We start from the raw sequence: 21,127 nt of genomic DNA on the forward strand, positions 1-21,127 counted from the left end.
CCAGTCAGTTTCCACACAGAGAAGGCCCGGTCCGAAAGGACCGGGCCTTCTCTGTTGCCAGGGGCACTCCATCGTCTTCCCGCCGCAGGCGCTTCCCGCCACGGGCCATTGTCGCCGTCGGCACAGTGCGCCGTAGCCCCGCTAGTGGCTCCTGGACCTGCGTGCACCCGGCCGCTGCAGTGGAACCCATAGTTTGTAGCGGTCCGCGCGGTAATACGAAACCGAGTAGTCCACCATGGTCCGCGCAACGAAGGCGTGACGCTGGATCTTCAACAGTGGGGCGCCGACTTCGACGTTCAGCAGCCGGGCCGTGGACGGGGAGGCCGCGGTGGCTTCGATCATGTCCTCCCCCCACTCCATTACCAGGCCGTACTGCTCACTCAGGACGTTGTAGAGCGATGTGGGCGGCTCGCCGTCCAGCAGGCCGGGAACGCGGTGTGCCGGGATGAAGTTCTCATCGACGCTCATCGGTTCACCATCCGCCAGCAGGAGGCGCCTGAACCGGACCAGGGGCGTTCCCTCGTCCAGCTGGAGCTCGCGGGCCAGGAAGGCACTTGCCCCGATCTGCTCGAAACTCAGGACCTTGGCAGCCGGGACCATGCCTCGGCGCTGCATTTCCTCGCTGTACGAGGTCAGCTTGACCTGCAGGTCCAGCTTGGGCCTGCGGACGAAGGTCCCCAACCCCACTACCCGCTCAATCACTTCTTCGCCCACCAAGGCGTCAATGGCCTGGCGGACGGTCATCCTGGCGAGGCCGAACCGTTCCGCCAGGTCGCGTTCCGAGGGCAGCGCGGAGCCCGGCCGGCACTGCTCGACAATGTAGGTCCGGAGGATTTCGCGCAGCTGGACCCAGATGGCTGTGCCACTGGTCCGGTCAATGTCACCGGCGATGGCGGCCGCGCTACCGGCCACGGCACACCGCCCGTTGATTTAGGTTCACCCGGCCATTTTAGGGCAGGTCTAGACCACGGGGGGCCACAGAAGCGGAGCATTTCGCCGTGCGGGCCGGCCTGCCGCTATATTGGACAGGAAAATTTCCATTCCCGACGGATGGGGCCGTCATCAAGAAGGAGTCCCGTTGCCAACTCAGAAGGCCGTGGTCACAGCCTTGATCGGACTGCATGCGCGTCCAGCCGCCGTATTCGTCCGGGCCGTTACCGAGACCGGGCTTCCGGTGACCATTACCAGGGCCGGCGTCAAGGACGTCGACGCCCGGTCCCTGCTGCAGGTGATGACAGCTGATTTTTATCACGGGTGCGAAGTGGAGCTCGGCATTGCGGAATCCGCGCTGGACGGCCCGCTAAGCCGCGAAAAGGCACAAGATGCCCTCCGCACCCTCGGCCAGCTTTTGGAGTCCCAGGGCGCAGCCTAGCGCCGTGCCGCAGCCGCACTCGGGCCGCGCCGCAGCGCGCTTGCAATGCTGTATCTGCGGACGGTGCCTTCACTCCCCGCTCACACGACAAACAACGACGGCGGGCCTCACCTGAAAGGTGAGGCCCGCCGTCGTTGTTTGCTGCTTTGTGCCTAGTGGGCGTGATCGCCGCGGCTGTATTCGTAGACCCAGCCGATGAGGGCTACGAGTGCCAGGCCACCTGCGATGAAGACGATCCACCAACCGACAGCCAGGCCGAGGAACCCTGTTGCGCAGGCGATGCCCAGGACCAGCGGCCACCAGCTCCAGGGGCTGAAGTGGCCCTGCTCGCCGGCACCCTCGTGGATCTCGGCGTCGTTGCGGTCCTCAGGACGCATACCAACGCGCTTGCCGGTGAAGCCGAGGTAGCCGCCGATCATGCCGGCCAGGCCGCCCACGAGGAGGATCCCCAGGATACCTACCCACTCACCCCAGTTGGTGAGGAATCCGTAGACCAGCGAAACCGGCACGAAGAAGAAGACTCCGGAACCAAAGATCCATGATTCGATTTTCACTGTGCGGTGTCCTTCTGTTCGGCGTTACCGAGCACCTGGGCTGCCGCAGCCGGTGACTCGACGGTGTGGACCTGGCGAAGCTCCGGGTGGTGCAGGTCGAGTGCGGGACGCTCCGAACGGATCCGGGGCAGCGAGGTGAAGTTGTGCCGCGGCGGTGGGCAGGACGTGGCCCACTCGAGCGATGCTCCGAAGCCCCACGGATCATCAACCTGAACCCGCTCGGCACTGCGCCAGGTGATGTAGACGTTCCAGAAGAACGGGACCAGGGATGCACCCAGGACGAACGAGGCAACGGTGGAGAACTGGTTCATCCAGGTGAAGTTGTCCTCGACCAGGTAGTCCGCGTAGCGGCGGGGCATGCCTTCAACGCCGAGCCAGTGCTGGATCAGGAAGGTTCCATGGAAGCCGAGGAACAGGAGCCAGAAGTGGATCTTGCCCAGGCGCTCGTTGAGCATCTTGCCGGTCCACTTGGGCCACCAGAAGTAGAAGCCTGCGAACATCGCGAACACCACGGTGCCGAACACCACGTAGTGGAAGTGTGCCACCACGAAGTAGGAGTCGGAGACGTGGAAGTCCAGCGGCGGCGAAGCCAGGATGATGCCGGTGAGGCCGCCGAAGAGGAAGGTGATCAGGAAGCCGATGCTCCACAGCATGGGCGTCTCGAACGTGATGGAACCCCGCCACATGGTGCCGATCCAGTTGAAGAACTTCACACCCGTCGGGACCGCGATCAGCATGGTCATGAAGGCGAAGAACGGCAGCAGCACGGCGCCGGTGACGTACATGTGGTGTGCCCACACGGTCACGGACAGCGCGGCAATGGCGATCGTGGCGTAGACCAGGCCCTTGTAGCCGAAGATCGGCTTGCGGCTGAAGACCGGGAAGATCTCCGAGACGATGCCGAAGAACGGCAGCGCGATGATGTACACCTCGGGGTGGCCGAAGAACCAGAACAGGTGCTGCCACAGGACGGCACCGCCGTTTTCGGGATCGAAGATGTGGGCTCCGAAGCGGCGGTCGGCACCGAGTGCGAACAGAGCGGCGGCCAGCGGCGGGAACGCCATGAGCACCAGGATGGCCGTGACCAGGGTGTTCCAGGTGAAGATCGGCATACGCCACATGGTCATGCCGGGGGCGCGCATGCAGATGATGGTGGTGATGAAGTTGACCGCACCAAGGATGGTGCCGAAACCGGACAATGCCAGGCCGAATACCCACAGGTCCCCGCCGATGCCGGGGCTGAACGTGGTGTTGGACAACGGTGCGTAGGCGAACCAGCCGAAGGATGCGGCACCCTGCGGGGTGATGAAACCGGACACCGCGATGGTGGAGCCGAACAGGAAGAACCAGAAGGCCAGCGCGTTCAGGCGCGGGAACGCCACGTCAGGTGCACCGATCTGCAGCGGCATGATGACGTTCGCGAAGCCTGCGAAGAGCGGGGTGGCGAACATCAGGAGCATCACGGTGCCGTGCATCGTGAAGAGCTGGTTGTACTGCTCCTTGGTCTGCAGGATCTGCATGCCTGGCTCGAACAGCTCTGCCCGGATCAGCAGGGCCATCACGCCGCCGAGGCAGAAGAACACGAAGGACGCGATCAGGTACATGTACCCGATGGTCTTGTGGTCGGTGGAAGTGATCCAGTTGACGACGATGCGTCCCTTGGACTTGGGAACCACGGGAGCTGTAAGCGCTCCGGTGGGTGCGGATTGAGTGTACGTAGCCACGTCGCTCCCCTTACTTAATTTCGTTCAGGTTCGGGTTGCGGTCGTACTCCACACCGAGGAGGCCCGTGTTGCCGGATGCCTTGAGCTCTTCCATGTGTGCCTGGAATTCAGCCTCGGACACCACCTTCACGCGGAACAGCATCTCGGAGTGGTACTCACCGCAGAGTTCGGCGCACTTGCCGTCGTAGGTGCCCTCTTTGGTGGGGGTGAACCGGATGTAGTTGGTCTTGCCCGGGATCATGTCGCGCTTCTGCAGGAAGGCGGGAACCCAGAAGGAGTGGATCACGTCGCGGGAGTTGAGCTCCAGGTCCACGGACTTGTTGACCGGCAGGTACAGCGTGGGGAGCTTTTCCTTGTCGATCGTGTTGCCCGTGAGGTGGGCCTGGACTCCGGCCTCGTGGAGATCTTCCTCAATGACGTCGCCGGCCTTGTAGTTGAAGTCCCAGGCCCACTGCTTGCCGCGGACGTCAACAACGACGTCGGCGGGCTTGGACCGGTCATCAATGGCCTGCTGGTCGCGGTCCGTGAAGTAGAAGAACACGAGGACCATAAACAGCGGGATGGTCAGGTAAAAGACTTCCAGGGGAAGGTTGAAGCTGGTCTGCCGCGGGAACCCCACGGTGCCCTTGCGGCGACGGTAGGCAACAAGGCACCAGACGATCAGGCCCCACGTAATGATGCCCACAACGAGGGCGGCAATCCATGAGTTGACCCAGAGGTCCATGATGCGGTCGCTATTGCTGGTGGTGCCACGTTCTGTGGGCAGCCACCCCTTCTCTACCTCTGGCGAACATCCGGTCAAAACCAACGCGCCGGCAATTGCCAAGCTTGTGATCGTGGTGATCGTTTTGCGTCGGCTGCCGGTTCGGTTCTGCGAACTCACAGACGGCCCTTCCTACTTGTTGCTGTTGTCCGGGCAGCCATCGGCGCCGCGGGCACACTAAAAGTTTTACTACTCGGTGTAGAGCTTACCGCTCCCCCGGGCGTTTCGCCCACATGTCGGCGCCGTGGCTCCCGCACTTGTTGACTGCGGAAGGCCACGGCGCCGGCACCAGGCGAAACAACCGGTTCTAGTGGAAGGAATCTCCACAGGCGCAGGAGCCGCCGGCGTTCGGGTTGTCGATGGTGAAGCCCTGCTTCGAAATGGTGTCTTCGAAGTCGATGCTGGCGCCACTGAGGTACGGAACGCTCATCTTGTCCACCACTACCTCAACGCCGTCGTAGTCGCGGACGGCGTCGCCGTCGAGGAGGCGCTCGTCGAAGTAGAGCTGGTAGATCAGCCCGGAGCAGCCACCCGGCTGCACGGCGACGCGGAGGCGGAGGTCGGTGCGGCCTTCCTGTTCAAGGAGGCTGCGGACCTTGCCTGCGGCGACGTCGGTCAGGTTGACCTCGTGGACGGGCAGCTCATCGGCGGCAGCGCTGGTGGTCTCGGTGCGGTTCTCATTGGTTGCGGTGCTCATTGGCCTACCTTCTTAGGACGGTCTGGCGGCCCCGCGCTAACGGTGCCTGCCCCTACGGATTCGGTATGGGCTATAGCTACATGCTACGCGGGGCGCACCTGTAGCTCTAACTCCTGACGTAACCATGCGGGCACCGTCATTGTTCCCGCGGAGCCCGTCCGGGAGCGTTGTTTCCTAGAGTCCGCCGCTGTCCAGCCGCGCCAGCAGCAGCGCCTCGGCGAGGATGGCTTTCCGGAAGTCACCCAGATGCAGGGACTCGTTTGCGCTGTGGGCGCGCGAGTCCGGGTCCTCCACACCCGTCACCAGGATCTGGACGTCGGGGTACAGTTCCGTCAGGTCCGCGATGAAAGGGATGGAACCGCCGATTCCCGTCTCCACGGCCGGCACCCCCCACGCTTCGCCGAGAGCCCACATTGCCAGGGTGGCGGCCGCTGAGGAGGTGTCCGTCCGGAACGGGTTGCCGCTCTCCCCCGGCGTGAAAGTGACTTCCGCACCGAACGGCGCATTCGCTTCGATGTGCCTGCGCACTGCCTCCATCGCTTCTTGGGGAGACTGGCCCGGGGCGAGCCGCAGGCTGAACTTGGCCCGCGCCCGGGGCAGCAGGGTATTCGAGGCCACATCGACGGCAGGTGCGTCGAAGCCGATGATGGAGAGCGCCGGCTTGGTCCAGAGCCGTGAGGCGATGCTGCCCGTACCGGCCAGACGGACGCCGTCGAGGACCGAGGCATCAGCACGGTAGTCCGCTTCCGGGAAATCCACTGAGGTGGTATCCGTGGCGACGAGCCCCGGGATGGCGACGTTGCCGTTGTCGTCATGAAGGGTGGCGATCAGCCGGGCCAGCAGCGTGGGTGCATCCAGCACCGGGCCGCCGAACATGCCGGAGTGCACTGCGTGCTCCAGGACCTGGACTTCGATGGTCCCGTCCACAAGCCCGCGGAGGCTTGTTGTCAGGGCCGGAACACCCACTTTCCAGTTGCTGGAATCGGCAACAACAATGACATCGGCACGGAGGAGCTCGCGGTTTGCCTCCAGGAAAGGCCGGAACGTGGGAGATCCCGCTTCCTCTTCACCTTCGATGAAGAACGTGACGCCAAGGCCAAGCTCCGCCCCGATGACCTCAGAGACGGCAGCGTAAGCGGCAATGTGGGCCATAATCCCGGCTTTGTCGTCGGCGGCGCCGCGGCCATACAGCCGGCCGTCCTTTTCCACGGCGGCGAACGGTTCCGTTTCCCACAGTGCCTCGTCGCCCGCCGGCTGCACATCATGGTGCGCATACAGCAGGATGGTTGGCTTGCCTTCGGCGGCGGGGCGGCGGGCGACGACGGCAGGACCGCCCGGAGTGCCGTCCGGTTTGTCACAGCACAGGATCCGGACGTCCTCGAGGCCGGACTCCCGCAGCAGCCCAGCCACTGCTTCTGCGCTGCGCTCCAGGGGCGACCTGTCAAAGCTGGGCCAGGCGATGCCCGGAATCGCGACGAGTTCCTTGAGGCGTGCAAGGGTCCGGTCGAAGGAGTTGTCCACTGCGGCCCGGAGATGGTCCGTGCCTGTGCCTGCGGCCGAGCCGGCGGGTTGGGCTCGTTCAATACTGTCCGGGGTTACCGGTGAGGGTGACGTCATGGAAAAAACATTACCCTCGTCACATTGGGCACCACCGCAGGCAGGCGTACGCACGGAAACCGGAGCCCCGCCGCAAGGTATTCTGTTCAGGTGTTCGGACGTAAAAAGGAAGCGCCCTTGGCGCAGGAAACCATAGACCAGCAGGCTGCTGAAGCTGCGGCGCGGCAGGGCGGCATAGCCGGCAAGGGCGCCCCCACCCCCACGCGCAAGGCGCAGGAAGCGGCCCGCAGGCGCCCGCTGGTGCCGGAGGACCGCAAAGCCTCGAAGGCTGCAGAGCGGCAGGCCATCGCGGACCAGCGTCTCAAGATGCGCCAGGCACTGGACACCGGCGACGAGAAATTCCTGCCGCTGCGGGACAAGGGTCCGCAAAAGCGCTTTGCCCGTGACTACGTGGACGCGCGGTTCAGCCTCGGCGAATACCTGATGTTCGGAGCCCTCGTTTTTGTCCTGGTGTCCCTGGTGGTGCCGGCATCCAGCGACATGATGATCTATGTCCTGGGCGGTTTCTGGGTCATGTTCCTGGCGGTCTTCCTGGATGTTTTTATCCTCTCCCGCAAGCTCCGCAAGCGGCTGGCCGAGAAGTTCGGTGAGGTGGAGCGCGGCACCGTCTGGTACGGCTCCATGCGTTCCCTGCAGTTCCGCAAGCTGCGCCTGCCCAAGCCGCAGGTCAAGCGCGGGCAGTACCCGGCCTGACCCCGCCCGGCAGCAGCATTGCCGCGCAGACAACAAACAACCCCGGCGGACCATCCACCGGGGTTGTTTGTTTAAGGACCCAAACGCTGCAGGGAGGTCAGGCCCTGCGGTTCCTTGCCAGTTGCCGGTTGATGCGGGCAGCCCAGAACGGTCCCTCGTACAGGAAAGCCGTGTAGCCCTGCACCAGAGTTGCTCCGGCGTCGAGCCTGTCCTGGACATCCTGCGCGGTCTCGACACCGCCAACCGCCACCAGGGTGAGGGAATCGCCGGTGACCTTCCGGAGCCGCCGCAGCACGTCGAGGGAGCGCTGCTTCAACGGTGCACCGGAGAGACCGCCCGCGCCGCATTTTTCCACCTGCTCCGCCGGGGAAGCCAGCCCGGTACGGGCAATGGTGGTGTTGGTGGCGATGATTCCGTCAAGGTTCAGGTCCAGCGCAAGGCGGGCGACGTCGTCGATATCCTCATCGCTGAGGTCCGGGGCGATCTTCACCAGCAGGGGAACGTGCCGGCCGGCTGCGCGGTCGGCTTCGCCGCCCACGGCCGTGAGCAGCGGGCGGAGGCTTTCCACGTCCTGCAGGAGCCGGAGGCCGGGAGTGTTGGGGGAACTGACGTTGACCACCAGGTAGTCGGCAGCGGGTGCGAGGCTGCGGGCACTGACCAAGTAGTCTTCGACGGCGTCCGCCAGCTCCACCACTTTGGTCTTGCCGATGTTGACGCCGATGACGGGGCGCACGGAAGGGTTCCTGCGCTGGAGTGCAGCGCGCGCTGCCTTCAGCCGGGGCGCAACGGCGGTGGCACCGTCGTTATTAAATCCCATCCGGTTGATCACGGCGCGGTCGTCAATGAGGCGGAAGAGGCGCGGCTTCTCGTTGCCGGGCTGGGCCTGGCCGGTGATGGTTCCCACCTCCACGTGGCCGAAGCCCAGCTCTGTGAGGGCTTCAATGCCGTGCCCTTCCTTGTCGAAGCCGGCAGCAAGCCCGAAGGGGGACGGAAAGGTGATGCCGAATGCGGTGGTCTGCAGTGATGGGGCCGGCGCCGTCAGTTTCGCCAGGATTCTTCCCGCACCGGAGCGGTGTGCAAGCCTGATGCCCTGGAATCCGATTTTGTGGGCGCGCTCGGCGTCCATCCATGAAAAGGCCAGCCTGAAGAATGTGGGATAAACGCGCATGCCTTCCAGTCTTCCGCCTTTCGCCGCGCCATACCAAAACGGGCCCGGACCATAACGCCACCGGACAGAATGCACCGAAGCGCGGCCGGGCCGGCAGATTAGCATAATGCCATGGAATGGCAGCGGGACATCCTGGGCGCGGAGTTCGAGTCCCACGCCTTCACCGCGGCAGGACAGGACGGGGTGGAACGGACCGCCACCCTGGTCCGGTTCCGGCCCGCCCGGCAGGAGCCGGGTCCGGAGCCCCGCCCTTCTCCGGTCCAGCGCAGGGCTGTCCTGTTCCTCCACGGCTGGAGTGATTACTTCTTCAACGTTGACCTGGCGCGTTTCTGGTCCTCCGCCGGCTACGACTTTTATGCCTTGGACATGCACAACCACGGCCGGAGCCTGCGTCCCGGGTCTCCTGGCGGCTATGTGGCCGACCTCGCCGATTATGACGCCGAAATCGAGGCGGCGTCCGGGCTCATCAGCCAGCAGGGAGCACCCGGGCCACTGACCCTGATGGGGCATTCAACGGGCGGGCTGGTTGCGGCGCTGTGGGCAAGCCGTCACCCCGGTGCCGTCTCGCAGCTCATCCTCAACAGTCCGTGGCTGGAGATGCACGGGAGCTCGCTGGTCCGCCGCGCCGCATCGGGCATGGTGGGGCCGGTGGCGCGTTTGCGGCCGGAGGCGGTGCTGCGGCTGCCGCCGCGCGGGTTCTACTGGCGCACCATCAGCAGCTCCGCGGACGGCGAATGGCCAGTGGATGACCAGTACCGCCCGCCCATGGCGTTCCCGGTCCGGGCCGGCTGGCTCAGTGCCGTACTGGCCGGTCACGCGAAGGTGGCGCGCGGCCTCAACCTCGAGGTTCCGGTCCTGGTGCTGTTGTCCCGCGGGAGCGCCACTGGACTTTTCTGGTCAGAGGAGATGCGCCGGACAGACGCGGTGCTCGACGTCAACATCATTGCCGCACGCGCCCTTACCCTGGGCCGCACCGTCACGGTTGAAAGGATCGACGGCGCCCTGCACGACGTATTCCTCTCCCCCGCCGAGGTGCGGGCCGACGCTTACGCGAGGCTTGCCCGCTGGCTCCGTGCTTATGGCGGCACGGCATAAGGAGGCGGACAGGGCTGGGGTCCAGACCTGTGGCGGAAAGCCCCTACGGCGTGGAATCCCCCGAAGGGCGCGCCGCGTCAACCGCGCCACCGTACCGGCGGTCCCGCCGGGCGTACTCTTCCACGGCAGCCCAGAGGGTCCGGCGGTCCACATCGGGCCACAGCGTGTCCATAAACACGAACTCGGCGTAGGCGGACTGCCAGAGCAGGAAGTTGGACAGCCGCTGCTCCCCCGAGCTGCGCAGGAAAAGGTCTACGTCCGGCAGGTCCGGTTCGTCCAGGTATTTCTGGATGGTCCGTTCTGTGATTGCACCGGGCTTGAGCCTGCCTGCCGCCACGTCCGCGGCTATGGCGGAGACGGCATCGGTGATCTCTGCCCGGCCGCCGTAATTAACACACATGGTCAACGTGCAGGTGCTGTTACCTGCCGTAAACTGCTCGGCCTCTTCAAGTTCGCGGATTACCGAGCCCCACAACCGCGGCCGGCGGCCGGACCAGCGGACCCGCACGCCCCATTCGTCGAGCTGGTTCCGCTGCCGCCGTAGCACGTCTTTGTTAAATCCCATGAGGAAGCGGACCTCTTCCGGGGACCGCCGCCAGTTCTCGGTGGAGAAGGCGTAGACGCTCACGTATTCGATACCCAGTTCGATGGCCCCGGCCATCACGTCCAGGAGCGCCGGCTCACCGGCTTTGTGCCCTTCGATCCTGGGCAGTCCCCGCTGGTTGGCCCAGCGCCCGTTGCCGTCCATCACGATGGCCACATGGCGGGGAATGAATTCCGCGGGAATGGCTGGGGCTACTGCCCCGGAGGGATGGGGGTAGGGGGCCACCACGGGGTGCGTCCGTTGACGGGGTGCGTTGTTCTTTTTTCCCAGGGCCACTGTCAGCTGCGCTCCACATGTTTGAGGGATTTCAGTACTCGTTCAAGATGCCACTGCAGGTAAGCGGCCACCAGGCCGGCGGCTTCCTTGCGGTGGGCAGGCAGCGAGGCGTCTGCCGTGGGCCAGTCTCCGGTCAGCAGCGCGGCCAGCAGCACCACCGTTTCCGCTGCGGGTGCCGGCGAGCCGGGTGGCCTGCATCCGGCGCAGACCATCCCGCCGAGGGGCGCCGAGAAAGCCGTGTGCGGGCCGGGCAGTCCGCAGCGGGCACAGCCGGTGAAACTTGGCGCCCACCCGCCGGTGGCAAGGGCCCGGAGCAGGTAGGAGTCCAGGATCAGGCCTGCGGCGTGTTCGTCCCGGCTGAGCGAGGCAAGCGCCCCCACCAGCAGGTTGTACTGTGCGGTTCCCGATTCCCCGTCGACATCGGTGAGTTTCTCGGCGGTCTCCGTCATGGCGGCGGCAACGGTGTAGCGGCCGTAGTCCGCGGCGATGCTGCCGCCGTACGCGCCTTTGGCCACCGCCTGGGTGACGATGTCCAGCGTTTTCCCGGACACAAGCTGCAGGTCCGCCACCATAAAGGGCTCAAGGCGGGCCCCGAACCGGCTGGTGGTCCGCCGGACGCCTTTGGCCACAGCCCGGACCTGGCCGTGGTGTTTCGTCAGGAGGGTAATGATGCGGTCCGCCTCGCCCAGCTTGTGCGTACGGAGGACGACGGCGTCGTCCCGGTACGCGCGGGAGGCGAAAGAGTGTTGGGCCACGCCTTTATCTTCCCATCCTTTGCGGCTTCCCCGGGTGCGCCTGCGGCTCCCGCCTGCCGGGACGGCGGGTCCGGCGCCACTTTGCCGGGCCCGCTGCGACGCCGGGATGCCGGGCCGCAACGATAGTGTGCCGCCGGGGCGTCCCGGCGGCACACTATCCGTACGTCAGGCCTGGGCGTCCCGGATGGCCCGGTTGACGGCAGAGATCACGGCTTTGAGGGACGACATGCTGGTGTTGGCGTCGATGCCCACACCCCAGAGCACCCGCTCGCCTACAGCGCATTCGACGTAGGCGGCAGCCATGGCGCTGCCGCCCTCGGAGAGCGCGTGCTCGCTGTAGTCCAGCACGCGGACATCCACGCCGTCTTCACGCAGGATGCTCAGCAGGGCGGCGATGGGACCATTGCCGGTACCGGTGCGCTGCGCCTGAATTCCATCTACGGTGAGTGATGCGTGAAGCGTCATGCCGCCGTCGTTATCTGTTTCCGTCTTGACCCCGCCCAGGGAGTAGCGGCCCCATTGTCCGTCCGCCTTGCCGGAGGGCAGGTACTCGTCCTGGAAGATCTGCCAGAGCTGGGCGCCGCTGACCTCGCCGCCCACGGTGTCCGTGCGCTTCTGGATGACGCCGGAGAATTCAATCTGGGCACGGCGGGGCAGGTCCAGGCTGTGCTCGTTCTTGAGCAGGTAGGCAACGCCGCCCTTGCCCGACTGGGAGTTGACCCTGATGACGGCTTCGTAGCTGCGGCCCAGGTCCTTGGGGTCAACGGGCAGGTACGGGACCTGCCAGGTGAAGTCGGCGACATCCCTGCCGGCGGCAGCGGCATCGCGTTCCAGTGCCTCGAAACCCTTCTTGATGGCGTCCTGGTGGGATCCCGAAAACGCCGTGAAGACGAGGTCGCCGCCGTAAGGTGACCGCTCCGGAACGGGCAATTGGTTGCAGTACTCCACGGTGCGCCGGACGTCATCGATGTTCGAGAAGTCGATCATGGGGTCGATGCCCTGGACAAAGAGGTTCAGGCCGAGGGTAACCAGGTCCACGTTGCCGGTCCGCTCGCCGTTGCCGAAGAGGCAGCCTTCAATGCGGTCAGCTCCGGCCATGTAGCCCAGCTCCGCGGCGGCAACGCCGGTACCGCGGTCGTTGTGCGGGTGCAGGGAAAGGATGATGCCTTCCCTCGGGTGCAGGTGGCGGCTCATCCATTCGATGGAATCGGCGTAGACGTTGGGGGTGGCCATTTCGACTGTGGCAGGCAGGTTGATGATGACCTGGCGGTCCGCGGAGGCTTCGAAAACATCGGCGACGGCGTTGCAGACCCGGACGGCGTACTCCAGCTCGGTGCCGGTGAAGGACTCCGGGGAGTACTCGTAGGTCACCTGCGTGTCTGCGAGGGTCTCTTCGTACTTCTTGCACAGGCGTGCACCCTGGAGGGCGATGTCCAGGATTCCGTCCTCGTCCTGGTTGAACACCACGCGGCGCTGCAGCACGGAGGTGGAGTTGTAGAGGTGGACGATCGCCTGCTTGGCTCCCACCAGGGATTCGTATGTCCGCTCGATCAGGTGCTCGCGGGCCTGCGTCAGGACCTGGATGGTGACATCATCCGGGATGTGGTTGCCTTCAATGAGCTGGCGGACGAAGTCGAAGTCCGTCTGGGAGGCGGAGGGAAAGCCGACCTCGATCTCCTTGTAGCCCATCCGGACCAGCAGGTCGAACATCTTCATCTTGCGGGCCGGACTCATCGGATCGATCAGGGCCTGGTTGCCGTCGCGCAGGTCGACTGCGCACCAGCGCGGGGCCTTGGTGATGATCTTGTCCGGCCAGGTGCGGTCCGGCAGTTCGACTTTGATCAGATCCTGGAACGGCGTGTAGCGGTGGGCGGGCATTCCGGAGGTCTTCTGTGCGTTTCGCATTACTATCGGGGCCTTTTCTGTGGTTCATCTTTGAAAGGGTGGCCGGGCAACACAAACTCCGCAGCGAGGGTGGGCCTTGCGCTAGATCGCGTCTGAGGCCTCGCCGCGGCAGCTAAGAAGAAGAAGCTTTGCACGCACCATTTGAGGGTAGCACGGGTGCGTAAGATGAAAGGGCACTACCGTCCGTTACGTCCACCATGCAGACGCCGCCCGGTATTTACGCGGTGGGGCTGTTCGTGAAAAGGAGCTTCCGTGCCCATTTCGGGGATCGACCTGTCCACTTTTGATAACACCGTCCGGCCACAGGATGACCTCTACCAGCACGTGAACGGGGCATGGCTCAAGACCACCGAAATTCCCGATGACCGCCCCCTTGAAGGCACCTTCACCGCCCTGCGCGACGGTTCGGAAATCGCGGTCCGGGACATCATCGAGGAGGCGGCTGCGAAGGGCGCGGCCGCCAGCGGCATCGAGCGGAAGGTCGGCGGGCTGTACAGCAGCTTCATGGACGAAGCGGCAGTGGAGGCCAAGGGCATGGATCCCATCCGCCAGCGCCTTGCCGACGTTTTCAGCACCACTTCCGTGGCTGAGGTCATTTCCCTGGCGGGCCGGCTGTTCCGGGCTGATGTTGGCGGGCTCTTCTACATATACCCGGCACCGGATGCGGGTAACCCGGACCGGGTGCTCCTCTATACGGGACAAGGCGGCCTGGGGCTGCCTGACGAGTCCTACTACCGGGAAGAAAAGTTCGCGCCGATGGTCACCGCGTATGAAGCGCATGTGCAGACCATGCTCGAACTGGCCGGGGTTGCGGATGCAGGCGCGGCGGCCAGCCGGGTGGTGGCCCTGGAAACCAAACTGGCGGGCCACCACTGGGACAACGTCACGCTGAGGGATCCGCAAAAGACCTACAACCTTAAGACGGCTGGCGAAGCATCGGCCCTGTTCCCGCTGCTGTCCACGTGGTTCGAAGCCGCCGGTATCGACCAGGCCAAGCGGCAGGAGATTGTGGTGAGCACCCCGCCGTTCTTCGAGGGCGCCGCCGGGCTCCTCGAGTCCGAGCCCCTGGCTGACTGGCAGGAGTGGCTGGCCATGCGGGTGGTCAGCGCGGCTGCCCCCTACCTGTCATCGGCCTTCGTCGACGCCAACTTTGCGTTCTACGGCACCACCATCAGCGGCACGCCGAGGAACAAGGACCGCTGGAAGCGCGGTGTGGGTGTGGTGGAGGGCGGGCTCGGAGAGGCCGTGGGGCAGATCTATGTGGCCCGGCATTTCCCCGAAACCCACAAAGCGCGCATGCAGACGCTCGTTGCCAACCTGATTGAGGCCTACCGGCAGAGCATCACCGCTGTGGGCTGGATGGGCGAGGCCACCAAAGCCGAAGCCCTGCGGAAGCTGGAGGGGTTCCGGGCGAAGATCGGCTATCCGGAGGAGTGGATCGACTACTCGGCAGTGGAGATCGACCCCGAAGACCTCCTCGGCAACGTGGAACGGGCCCACAACGCCGACGTCGACCGGCACCTTGACGAGGTAGGCAAGCCGGTGGACCGCAACAAATGGCTCATGACCCCGCAGACCGTCAATGCCTACTACCACCCGATGATGAACGAGATTGTGTTCCCTGCCGCGATCCTGCAGCCTCCGTTCTTCACCGCCGACGCTGACGACGCCGTGAACTACGGCGGGATTGGCGCAGTGATCGGCCACGAAATCGGCCACGGCTTTGATGACCAGGGGTCGCAGTTCGACGGCGGCGGGGCCCTTCGGAACTGGTGGACTGACGAGGACCGGAAAGCCTTCGAGCAGCTCACGGCCAAGCTCGTGGCGCAGTACGAAGTGCTGTCGCCCTACGCCGCGCCGGGGCACAACGTCAACGGCCGGCTCACGCTGGGCGAAAACATCGGCGATCTTGCCGGCCTGGCCATTGCCTACAAGGCTTACCTCATCAGCCTGGACGGCAAGGAGCCCGAGGTCCTGGACGGCCTCACGGGGCAGCAGCGCTTTTTTGCGTCCTGGGCTGCGGGCTGGCGCCAGGTGATCCGCAGCGAGGAAGCGATCCGCCGGCTGGCAACGGACCCCCACTCCCCCAATGAGTTCCGCACCAACGCCATAGCGAAGAACCTCGATGCCTTCCACGAGGCGTTCGACGTCACTGAGCAGGACGGCATGTGGATGGCTCCCGGGGAGCGTGTGAACATCTGGTAGAAGACCAAAACCCGGGGCCCGCCATGGCGGGCCCCGGGTTTTTCGCTGCCGGCATCCGGGGCGTGGCCCGGTCCGGCCAGTTAGTTAACGATCAGCAAGGGGTTGGCCTGCTGGCAAAGCGTGTCCCCGGCAGTCTGGTTGACGATGTCCTCCGGCAGCGCCACGTCCGCGCCGTAGGTGCCCCCGCTGGTGAAGTCGGTGCCAAGGTAGACCTGGACGCCCGATACGCGGGGAGCCGGCAGGATCTGGGCTGCGGGGATTCCCAGCTGTGCCGCAACGTCAATGGCCACATCTTCGAAACCCGTCCCGTAGTAGACCACGGACTGGGATACCGGGGTGGCTTCGAACCGTCCCGTCTGGGTGAATCCGCCGGAGATCAGGGCCTGGACGATTTCCTGGGAGCGGCCGGCAACGCCGGTGCCGTTTGCCACCGTGACAGGCTGGAGCGCCTTGTCATAGGGCGGCAGCGGGGTGGCCGTCTCTGTCGGTGTTGCCGTGGGCGGGGCGGCCGTCTCGGAGGGTGCGGGGGTTGTGGGTGCTGTCGGGTCGGTCAGATCGATGTCCTGCTGCAGGGCGGAGAACAGCTGGGAGCCTGCCGGTTCTGCGATCTCCAGCCGGTTGGGGTCCGCCAGCGCCGGCGTGGTGGGAACCGCCACGAACGCGACTTTGCTGATGTCGATATCCTTGAGCCGGTTGCCGATGGTCAGCAGGGTGGGGACCGACGCCAGTCCCTCGTCGACGGTGAGGTTCTGGGTCACGACGTCTGCGATCTTCAGCATCTTGCCGGGATCGGACAGGGTCCCTTCATCCTTGATTTTCCTGGTGAGCGAGGAAAGGAATCCCTGCTGGGCCTTGATGCGGCCCAGGTCGCCGCCGTCGGCAAATGCATGGCGGGTCCGCAGGAAGGCCAGTGCCATTTCGCCCTGCACAGCGGAGGTTCCCTTGGGCAGCCGCAGCCGCGAATCGGGGTCGTAGACGGCGTCGCTGATGCAGACATCCACACCGCCCACGGCGTTGGAAAGTTCCTTTACCGCATTGAAGTCCGCCATCATGAAGTGATCCACTTTGAGGCCGGTCAGCTGGTTGACGGTATCCACGGCGCAGCCGATGCCCGCCTCGCCCATGGCTTCATTGATCATCACACCGCTGCGGGCCGGGAAGGTCTGCTTGGTCTTCGCGTCCTTGCATTCCGGGATGTCGACCAGCAGGTCCCGGGGAAAACTTATGACGCTGACGCGCTTGTTGTCCTCGGAAATGTCCATCAGCATCATGACGTCGGACTTGCCGTAACCCTTCGAATCATCTTCCGTGCCGTATTCGCCGTTCAGGCCGTCACGGGTGTCCGAGCCCAGGATCAGGATCTGCATCCGCCCGGTTGCGTCACTCACGGGAGCCCCGGCGCCTCCGCCCGCGTTCAGTGGCGCCTTGGAAATGTTGCTCTGCAGCTTGATGAACCAGAACCCGGCGAACGCAAGGGCGCCCACCAGCGCGAGCGACACAATGCCCGTGACGATTTTCAGCCACACCGGCATTCCCCGCTCGGGGCCCAGGTGGCGCGCGGCTCCAACGCTGCTGTCTTCCGCGTGCCTGGACCTCGGTCCCCTGGCTGACACGTCAGCACCGTTTTCGCGCTCTTCGCGGCCTCGCCCCACGTAATGAACCTTCCTCTAAATTCTGAATCCGGTCCATTTTAGTGGTCCAGTCTGGGAAATTGCCGGGTGGCCGCTGGGCGGCGCCGGCTGAAGGGCCTAGAAGCCCAGCTTGACCAGCTGTTTCGGGTCCCGCTGCCAGTCCTTGGCAACCTTCACATGCAGGTCGAGATAGATGCGCGTCCCCAGGAGCGCCTCAATGCCCTTGCGTGCGTTGGTGCCCACTTCGCGCAGCCGGCTGCCGCCCTTGCCAATAATGATGGCCTTCTGCGAGGGGCGCTCCACGTAGAGGTTCACCCGCACGTCCAGAAGGGGGTTGTCGTCCGGGCGGTCCTCCCGGGGAATGATCTCTTCCACAACTACCGCAAGGGAGTGCGGCAGTTCGTCGCGGACGCCTTCCAGTGCCGCTTCGCGGATGAGCTCGGCCACCATCACCGCTTCCGGCTCGTCGGTCAGTTCCCCGTCCGGGTAGAGCGGGGGCGACGGCGGCATGTGGCTGATGAGTACATCGGCGACGGTTTCCACCTGGAAGCCGTCCGTGGCGGAGACCGGAACGATGTCCTTCCAGCCGTCTTCCCCGAGCACTTCGCGTCCCAGCGCAGCCACGGCCAGAAGCTGTTCCGTCAGGGCCTGCCGGTCCACCAGGTCGGCTTTGGTCACGATGGCGATGATGGGCTTCCGGCCGACGGCGGCAAGCTGGGCCGCGATGAATTTGTCGCCCGGGCCGATCTTTTCGTTGGCCGGCAGGCAGAAGCCAATGGCGTCCACTTCCGCCAGGGTGTCGGCCACGAGATCGTTCAGGCGCTTACCGAGGAGGGTGCGGGGACGGTGCAGGCCTGGTGTGTCCACGAGGATCAGCTGTGCGTCATCGCGGTGGACGATGCCGCGGATGGTGTGGCGCGTAGTTTGCGGCTTGGCGGAGGTGATGGCCACCTTCTTGCCTACCAGCGCGTTGGTCAGCGTGGATTTGCCGGCGTTCGGACGGCCCACGAGGACTGAGAATCCGGCGTGGAAACCGCCGAAGTCCTCTTCGCCGGCGGCCTTATTTTTCTTGCTCACGTGGGACTCCCTGCTGGGTTGCTTCGGCCTCTTGGAAGAGGTCTTCAAGGTCAGTGTCTACTTTTGGAACCGGCGCCGCAATGATGTGGCTGACGCGGTTCCGGCGGCCTTCGAGCCGGTCGGCCCGCAGGGAAACCCCGTCCACCTGCACATGGCTGCCCACGATGGGAACGCGGCCCAACGCCTTGGCCAGCAATCCGCCCACAGTGTCCACCTCGTCGTCGTCGAGTTCAATGTCGAAGAGTTCGCCGAGGTCGTCGATGCTCATCCGGGCGCTGACACGGTAGGAGCCGTCGCCCAGTTCCACGGCTTCGGCGCTTTCGGTGTCGTACTCGTCAACGATTTCGCCGACGATTTCCTCAATCAGGTCCTCAAGGGTGACGAGCCCGGCAGTACCGCCGTATTCATCAACTACGATGGCCACATGCGTGGATTCCTTCTGCAGCTCCCGCAGCAGGTCGCTGACCGGCTTTGATTCGGGGACGTAGCGGACCTCCCGGACCAGGGCGTCCACCAGGGGCGGTTCCTCATCGGGTCCCAGCTCGTGGAGCACAGCCGCGACGTCCTTGAGGTAAACAATGCCCAGGATGTGGTCCGTGTCTTCGCCGATCACGGGGATCCTGGAATATCCCGATCGGAGGAAGAGGGACATTGCCCGGCGGAGGCTGGAGCCGGCGTCGATGCTGAGGATGTCTGTCCGGGGCACCATCACGGCCCGCACCAGGGTGTCGCCGAAGTCGAAGACGGACTGGATCATCTCAGCCTCGGTGTCCTCGATCATGTCGGATTCACTGGCGCGGTCCACCAGTTCGCGGAACTCCTGCTCACTGAAGAATGCCTCGTCACCGCTGGGAGCGCCCGGGGCGGCCGCGCTTCCCAACGCCACCAGCCAGCCCGGAATGGGCCCCAGGACCCAAGTGAGGAAACGGATCATCGGTGCTGTGAACCGCACCACGCCGGCTGAATGCAGCCTGCCAAGCTGGCGCGGTGAGACGCCCACAATAACGAATCCCAGCAAGGCCATGATGCCTGTGGCGGCAAGGCCTGCCAGCCAGATGTTGTCCAGCAGGCTGTAGAGCAGGACGGCGACCGCGACAGCCGAGGCCGTCTCGAACCAGATGCGCCAGAACCGGAGGGCCCGGATGTGGGCAACGGGTTGGGCCAGGATCCGCCGCATGGCGGTGCCGCGGCTCTTCAGGAGTGCTTCCTCCGCGTCGTGGCGCGGAAGGAAATTGAAGGCGGCTTCGGCCGCGGTCAGTACCGCCGCGATGCCAAGGAAAGCCAGCGCCATCGCGACAAGGAGCAATGGTGTCACTGGGTGGTCTCGGCGGGCGCTTCTTTGCCGGTGAAGCCGGACAGGAGCTCTCGCTGAAGCCCGAACATCTCGGCTTTCTCTTCAGGTTCCGCATGGTCGTAGCCCAGCAGGTGAAGGATGCCGTGCGTGGTCAGCAGAAGCATTTCGTCCTGCAGCGAGTGACCGGCGTTTTTGGCCTGCACCGTGGCCACCTGCGGGCACACGGCGATGTCCCCGAGCATGCCCTGCGGTGTGGGCCGGTCCGGAGTTCCCGGGGTCAGTTCGTCCATGGGCACCGACAGGACGTCAGTGGCACCGGGCTCGTCCATCAGTTCAATGTGGAGCTTCTCCATGGCCGGTTCGTCCACCAGGAGGATGGAAAGTTCCGCCTGCGGATGGATGTACAGCTGCTCAAAGATGTACCTGGACAAGGCCACGAGCCGGGATTCATCCACCTGGACGCCGGACTCGTTGTTGACCTCGATGCTCACGCGTGTTCCCCCCGTTTTTCCCGGCTTGCCGAATGCTTGACCCTGTTCCGCTGGGCATCGTCCCAGATGCTGTAGGCATTGACGATGTCGCCCACCAGGCGGTGCCGGACGACGTCTGCGGCGTCCAGGACGGAGAAGTTCACGCCCTGTATGCCCTGCAGGATTTCCTCGACGATCCGCAGGCCGGAGCGTGTGCCGAACGGCAGGTCCACCTGGGTGACGTCTCCGGTCACCACCATCTTGGATCCGAAGCCAAGCCTGGTGAGGAACATCTTCATCTGCTCCGGCGTGGTGTTCTGTGCCTCGTCCAGGATGATGAAGGCATCGTTGAGCGTGCGTCCGCGCATGTAGGCCAGCGGCGCCACTTCGATGGTGCCGGCTGCCATAAGCCGGGGAATGGACTCCGGGTCCATCATGTCGTGCAGGGCGTCGTACAGCGGCCGCAAGTAGGGATCGATTTTGTCGCTCAGGGTGCCGGGCAGGAAGCCAAGGCGCTCCCCCGCTTCGACTGCCGGGCGGGTCAGGATGATCCGGCTGACCTCCTTTTGCTGCAGCGCCTGGACAGCCTTGGCCATGGCAAGGTAGGTCTTGCCGGTACCGGCAGGCCCGATCCCGAAGATCACCGTGTTGTCATCGATGGCATCGACGTAGTTCTTCTGGTTCAGGGTCTTGGGGCGGATCGTTTTACCGCGGCTGGACAGGATGTCGTGGGTCAGCACGTCCACCGGGTTCTGCAGGGACTGGGTACGGAGCAGGGCCACGAGCTGCTGCAGGACTGCCGGGCTGATGACCGTGCCGCGCGCCACCAGTCCGCGTACCTCGTGCAGGAGCCGCATGATGCGCGGCACGTCCGTGGCCGGTCCGCTGATGGAAAGCTCGTTCCCCCGGACGTGGAAATTCACATCGGGGAACTGCTCCTCAATAAACCGCAGCGCTTCATCATGGCTGCCGAGGGATTGAACCATCTGGTCGGAGTTGTCGAAGAGGACTACTTCGGTGCGGACGCCGGGGAGTGTGTGGGGAAACTCCCCCGCTGCGCCGTCGCCGGTGACAAGCCGGCGCTTTCCGTTGGCTGATTCAGTCATGGTGTTGGCCCGTGGGCCCGTGATCCCCTCGATGTCGAAAGAGTAGCTGCTGGCTGATCCGCGGCGGCTGTTCCCGTTGCGTCTCAGCGGTACCTTCCATCTTACGCCAGCGGGCAGCACC

19 protein-coding genes are annotated in these 21,127 nt (G+C 64.8%); 4 read left to right on the forward strand and 15 right to left on the reverse strand.

Annotated elements, in window-relative coordinates:
• Nucleotides 1-141: 141 nt before the first annotated feature.
• Nucleotides 142-912 (reverse strand): GntR family transcriptional regulator, encoded by a 771-nt coding sequence (locus BACI348_RS11110; protein WP_159825779.1) that lies wholly within the window; start codon nt 910-912, stop codon nt 142-144.
• A gap of 166 nt (nt 913-1,078) precedes the next feature.
• Here BACI348_RS11110 and BACI348_RS11115 point away from each other — a divergent pair, with 166 nt between their 5' ends.
• A complete protein-coding gene (locus tag BACI348_RS11115; RefSeq protein ID WP_159825781.1) occupies nt 1,079-1,372 on the forward strand; it encodes an HPr family phosphocarrier protein in 294 nt (97 codons plus the stop codon).
• Between the two features lie 152 nt (nt 1,373-1,524).
• Here the strand turns inward: BACI348_RS11115 and BACI348_RS11120 are convergent, their stop codons facing one another.
• The 5 genes from BACI348_RS11120 to BACI348_RS11140 all read right to left on the reverse strand — a co-directional run bounded on the left by BACI348_RS11120 (nt 1,525) and on the right by BACI348_RS11140 (nt 6,727).
• Nucleotides 1,525-1,926: a cytochrome c oxidase subunit 4 gene (locus tag BACI348_RS11120; RefSeq protein ID WP_159825783.1), complete on the reverse strand. Its 402-nt coding sequence runs from the start codon at nt 1,924-1,926 to the stop codon at nt 1,525-1,527.
• Complete coding sequence (ctaD, locus tag BACI348_RS11125; RefSeq protein ID WP_159825785.1) at nt 1,923-3,650, reverse strand: aa3-type cytochrome oxidase subunit I; 1,728 nt, start codon at nt 3,648-3,650, stop codon at nt 1,923-1,925. Before ctaD ends, BACI348_RS11120 begins: the two co-directional genes overlap by 4 nt.
• A 10-nt stretch (nt 3,651-3,660) precedes the next feature.
• Nucleotides 3,661-4,533, reverse strand: a complete 873-nt coding sequence (ctaC, locus tag BACI348_RS11130) for an aa3-type cytochrome oxidase subunit II (RefSeq protein ID WP_159825787.1) — start codon at nt 4,531-4,533, stop codon at nt 3,661-3,663.
• Nucleotides 4,534-4,720: 187 nt separating this feature from the next.
• Nucleotides 4,721-5,110 carry a HesB/IscA family protein gene (locus BACI348_RS11135; protein ID WP_159825789.1) on the reverse strand — a complete coding sequence of 130 codons (390 nt, stop codon included), beginning with the start codon at nt 5,108-5,110 and terminating at the stop codon, nt 4,721-4,723.
• 174 nt (nt 5,111-5,284) lie between these two features.
• Nucleotides 5,285-6,727, reverse strand: a complete 1,443-nt coding sequence (locus BACI348_RS11140; RefSeq protein WP_159825791.1) for a dipeptidase — start codon at nt 6,725-6,727, stop codon at nt 5,285-5,287.
• Nucleotides 6,728-6,817: 90 nt separating this feature from the next.
• Between BACI348_RS11140 and BACI348_RS11145 the strand changes: the two genes are divergently transcribed.
• Nucleotides 6,818-7,420: a DUF3043 domain-containing protein gene (locus BACI348_RS11145; protein ID WP_159825793.1), complete on the forward strand. Its 603-nt coding sequence runs from the start codon at nt 6,818-6,820 to the stop codon at nt 7,418-7,420.
• A 97-nt stretch (nt 7,421-7,517) separates the two neighbouring features.
• Here the strand turns inward: BACI348_RS11145 and BACI348_RS11150 are convergent, their stop codons facing one another.
• Nucleotides 7,518-8,588, reverse strand: a complete 1,071-nt coding sequence (locus tag BACI348_RS11150) for a quinone-dependent dihydroorotate dehydrogenase (protein WP_159825795.1) — start codon at nt 8,586-8,588, stop codon at nt 7,518-7,520.
• A 111-nt stretch (nt 8,589-8,699) separates the two neighbouring features.
• On the opposite strand from BACI348_RS11150, the gene BACI348_RS11155 reads away from it, so the two are divergent.
• Nucleotides 8,700-9,683 carry an alpha/beta hydrolase gene (locus tag BACI348_RS11155; RefSeq protein ID WP_159825797.1) on the forward strand — a complete coding sequence of 328 codons (984 nt, stop codon included), beginning with the start codon at nt 8,700-8,702 and terminating at the stop codon, nt 9,681-9,683.
• 43 nt (nt 9,684-9,726) lie between these two features.
• Here BACI348_RS11155 and BACI348_RS11160 read toward each other — a convergent pair whose 3' ends face one another.
• The 3 genes from BACI348_RS11160 to leuA all read right to left on the reverse strand — a co-directional run bounded on the left by BACI348_RS11160 (nt 9,727) and on the right by leuA (nt 13,223).
• On the reverse strand, nt 9,727-10,563 hold the full coding sequence (locus BACI348_RS11160) for an isoprenyl transferase (RefSeq protein ID WP_159825799.1): 837 nt from the start codon (nt 10,561-10,563) through the stop codon (nt 9,727-9,729).
• 2 nt (nt 10,564-10,565) lie between these two features.
• A complete protein-coding gene (gene recO / locus BACI348_RS11165) occupies nt 10,566-11,318 on the reverse strand; it encodes a DNA repair protein RecO (RefSeq protein ID WP_159825801.1) in 753 nt (250 codons plus the stop codon).
• A 165-nt stretch (nt 11,319-11,483) separates the two neighbouring features.
• A complete protein-coding gene (gene leuA / locus BACI348_RS11170) occupies nt 11,484-13,223 on the reverse strand; it encodes a 2-isopropylmalate synthase (protein ID WP_159825803.1) in 1,740 nt (579 codons plus the stop codon).
• A gap of 252 nt (nt 13,224-13,475) precedes the next feature.
• Between leuA and BACI348_RS11175 the strand changes: the two genes are divergently transcribed.
• Nucleotides 13,476-15,428: a M13 family metallopeptidase gene (locus BACI348_RS11175; RefSeq protein WP_159825805.1), complete on the forward strand. Its 1,953-nt coding sequence runs from the start codon at nt 13,476-13,478 to the stop codon at nt 15,426-15,428.
• Nucleotides 15,429-15,508: 80 nt separating this feature from the next.
• Here the strand turns inward: BACI348_RS11175 and BACI348_RS11180 are convergent, their stop codons facing one another.
• From BACI348_RS11180 to BACI348_RS11200, 5 genes are all read right to left on the reverse strand, one after another.
• Complete coding sequence (locus BACI348_RS11180) at nt 15,509-17,080, reverse strand: LCP family protein (protein WP_159825807.1); 1,572 nt, start codon at nt 17,078-17,080, stop codon at nt 15,509-15,511.
• 96 nt (nt 17,081-17,176) lie between these two features.
• The gene (era, locus tag BACI348_RS11185) at nt 17,177-18,136 is read right to left on the reverse strand and encodes a GTPase Era (protein WP_159825809.1); all 960 of its coding nucleotides are present in this window, start codon (nt 18,134-18,136) and stop codon (nt 17,177-17,179) included.
• Entirely contained in the window at nt 18,120-19,451 is a 1,332-nt protein-coding gene (locus BACI348_RS11190) for a hemolysin family protein (protein ID WP_159825811.1), read from the reverse strand. Before BACI348_RS11190 ends, era begins: the two co-directional genes overlap by 17 nt.
• Nucleotides 19,448-19,921, reverse strand: a complete 474-nt coding sequence (gene ybeY, locus BACI348_RS11195) for an rRNA maturation RNase YbeY (RefSeq protein WP_159825813.1) — start codon at nt 19,919-19,921, stop codon at nt 19,448-19,450. Before ybeY ends, BACI348_RS11190 begins: the two co-directional genes overlap by 4 nt.
• Nucleotides 19,918-21,006, reverse strand: a complete 1,089-nt coding sequence (locus tag BACI348_RS11200) for a PhoH family protein (protein WP_159825815.1) — start codon at nt 21,004-21,006, stop codon at nt 19,918-19,920. Before BACI348_RS11200 ends, ybeY begins: the two co-directional genes overlap by 4 nt.
• Nucleotides 21,007-21,127: the final 121 nt, after the last annotated feature.

The sequence above is a fragment of the Arthrobacter sp. 9AX genome (assembly GCF_902506095.1).
Lineage (GTDB): Bacteria > Actinomycetota > Actinomycetes > Actinomycetales > Micrococcaceae > Arthrobacter.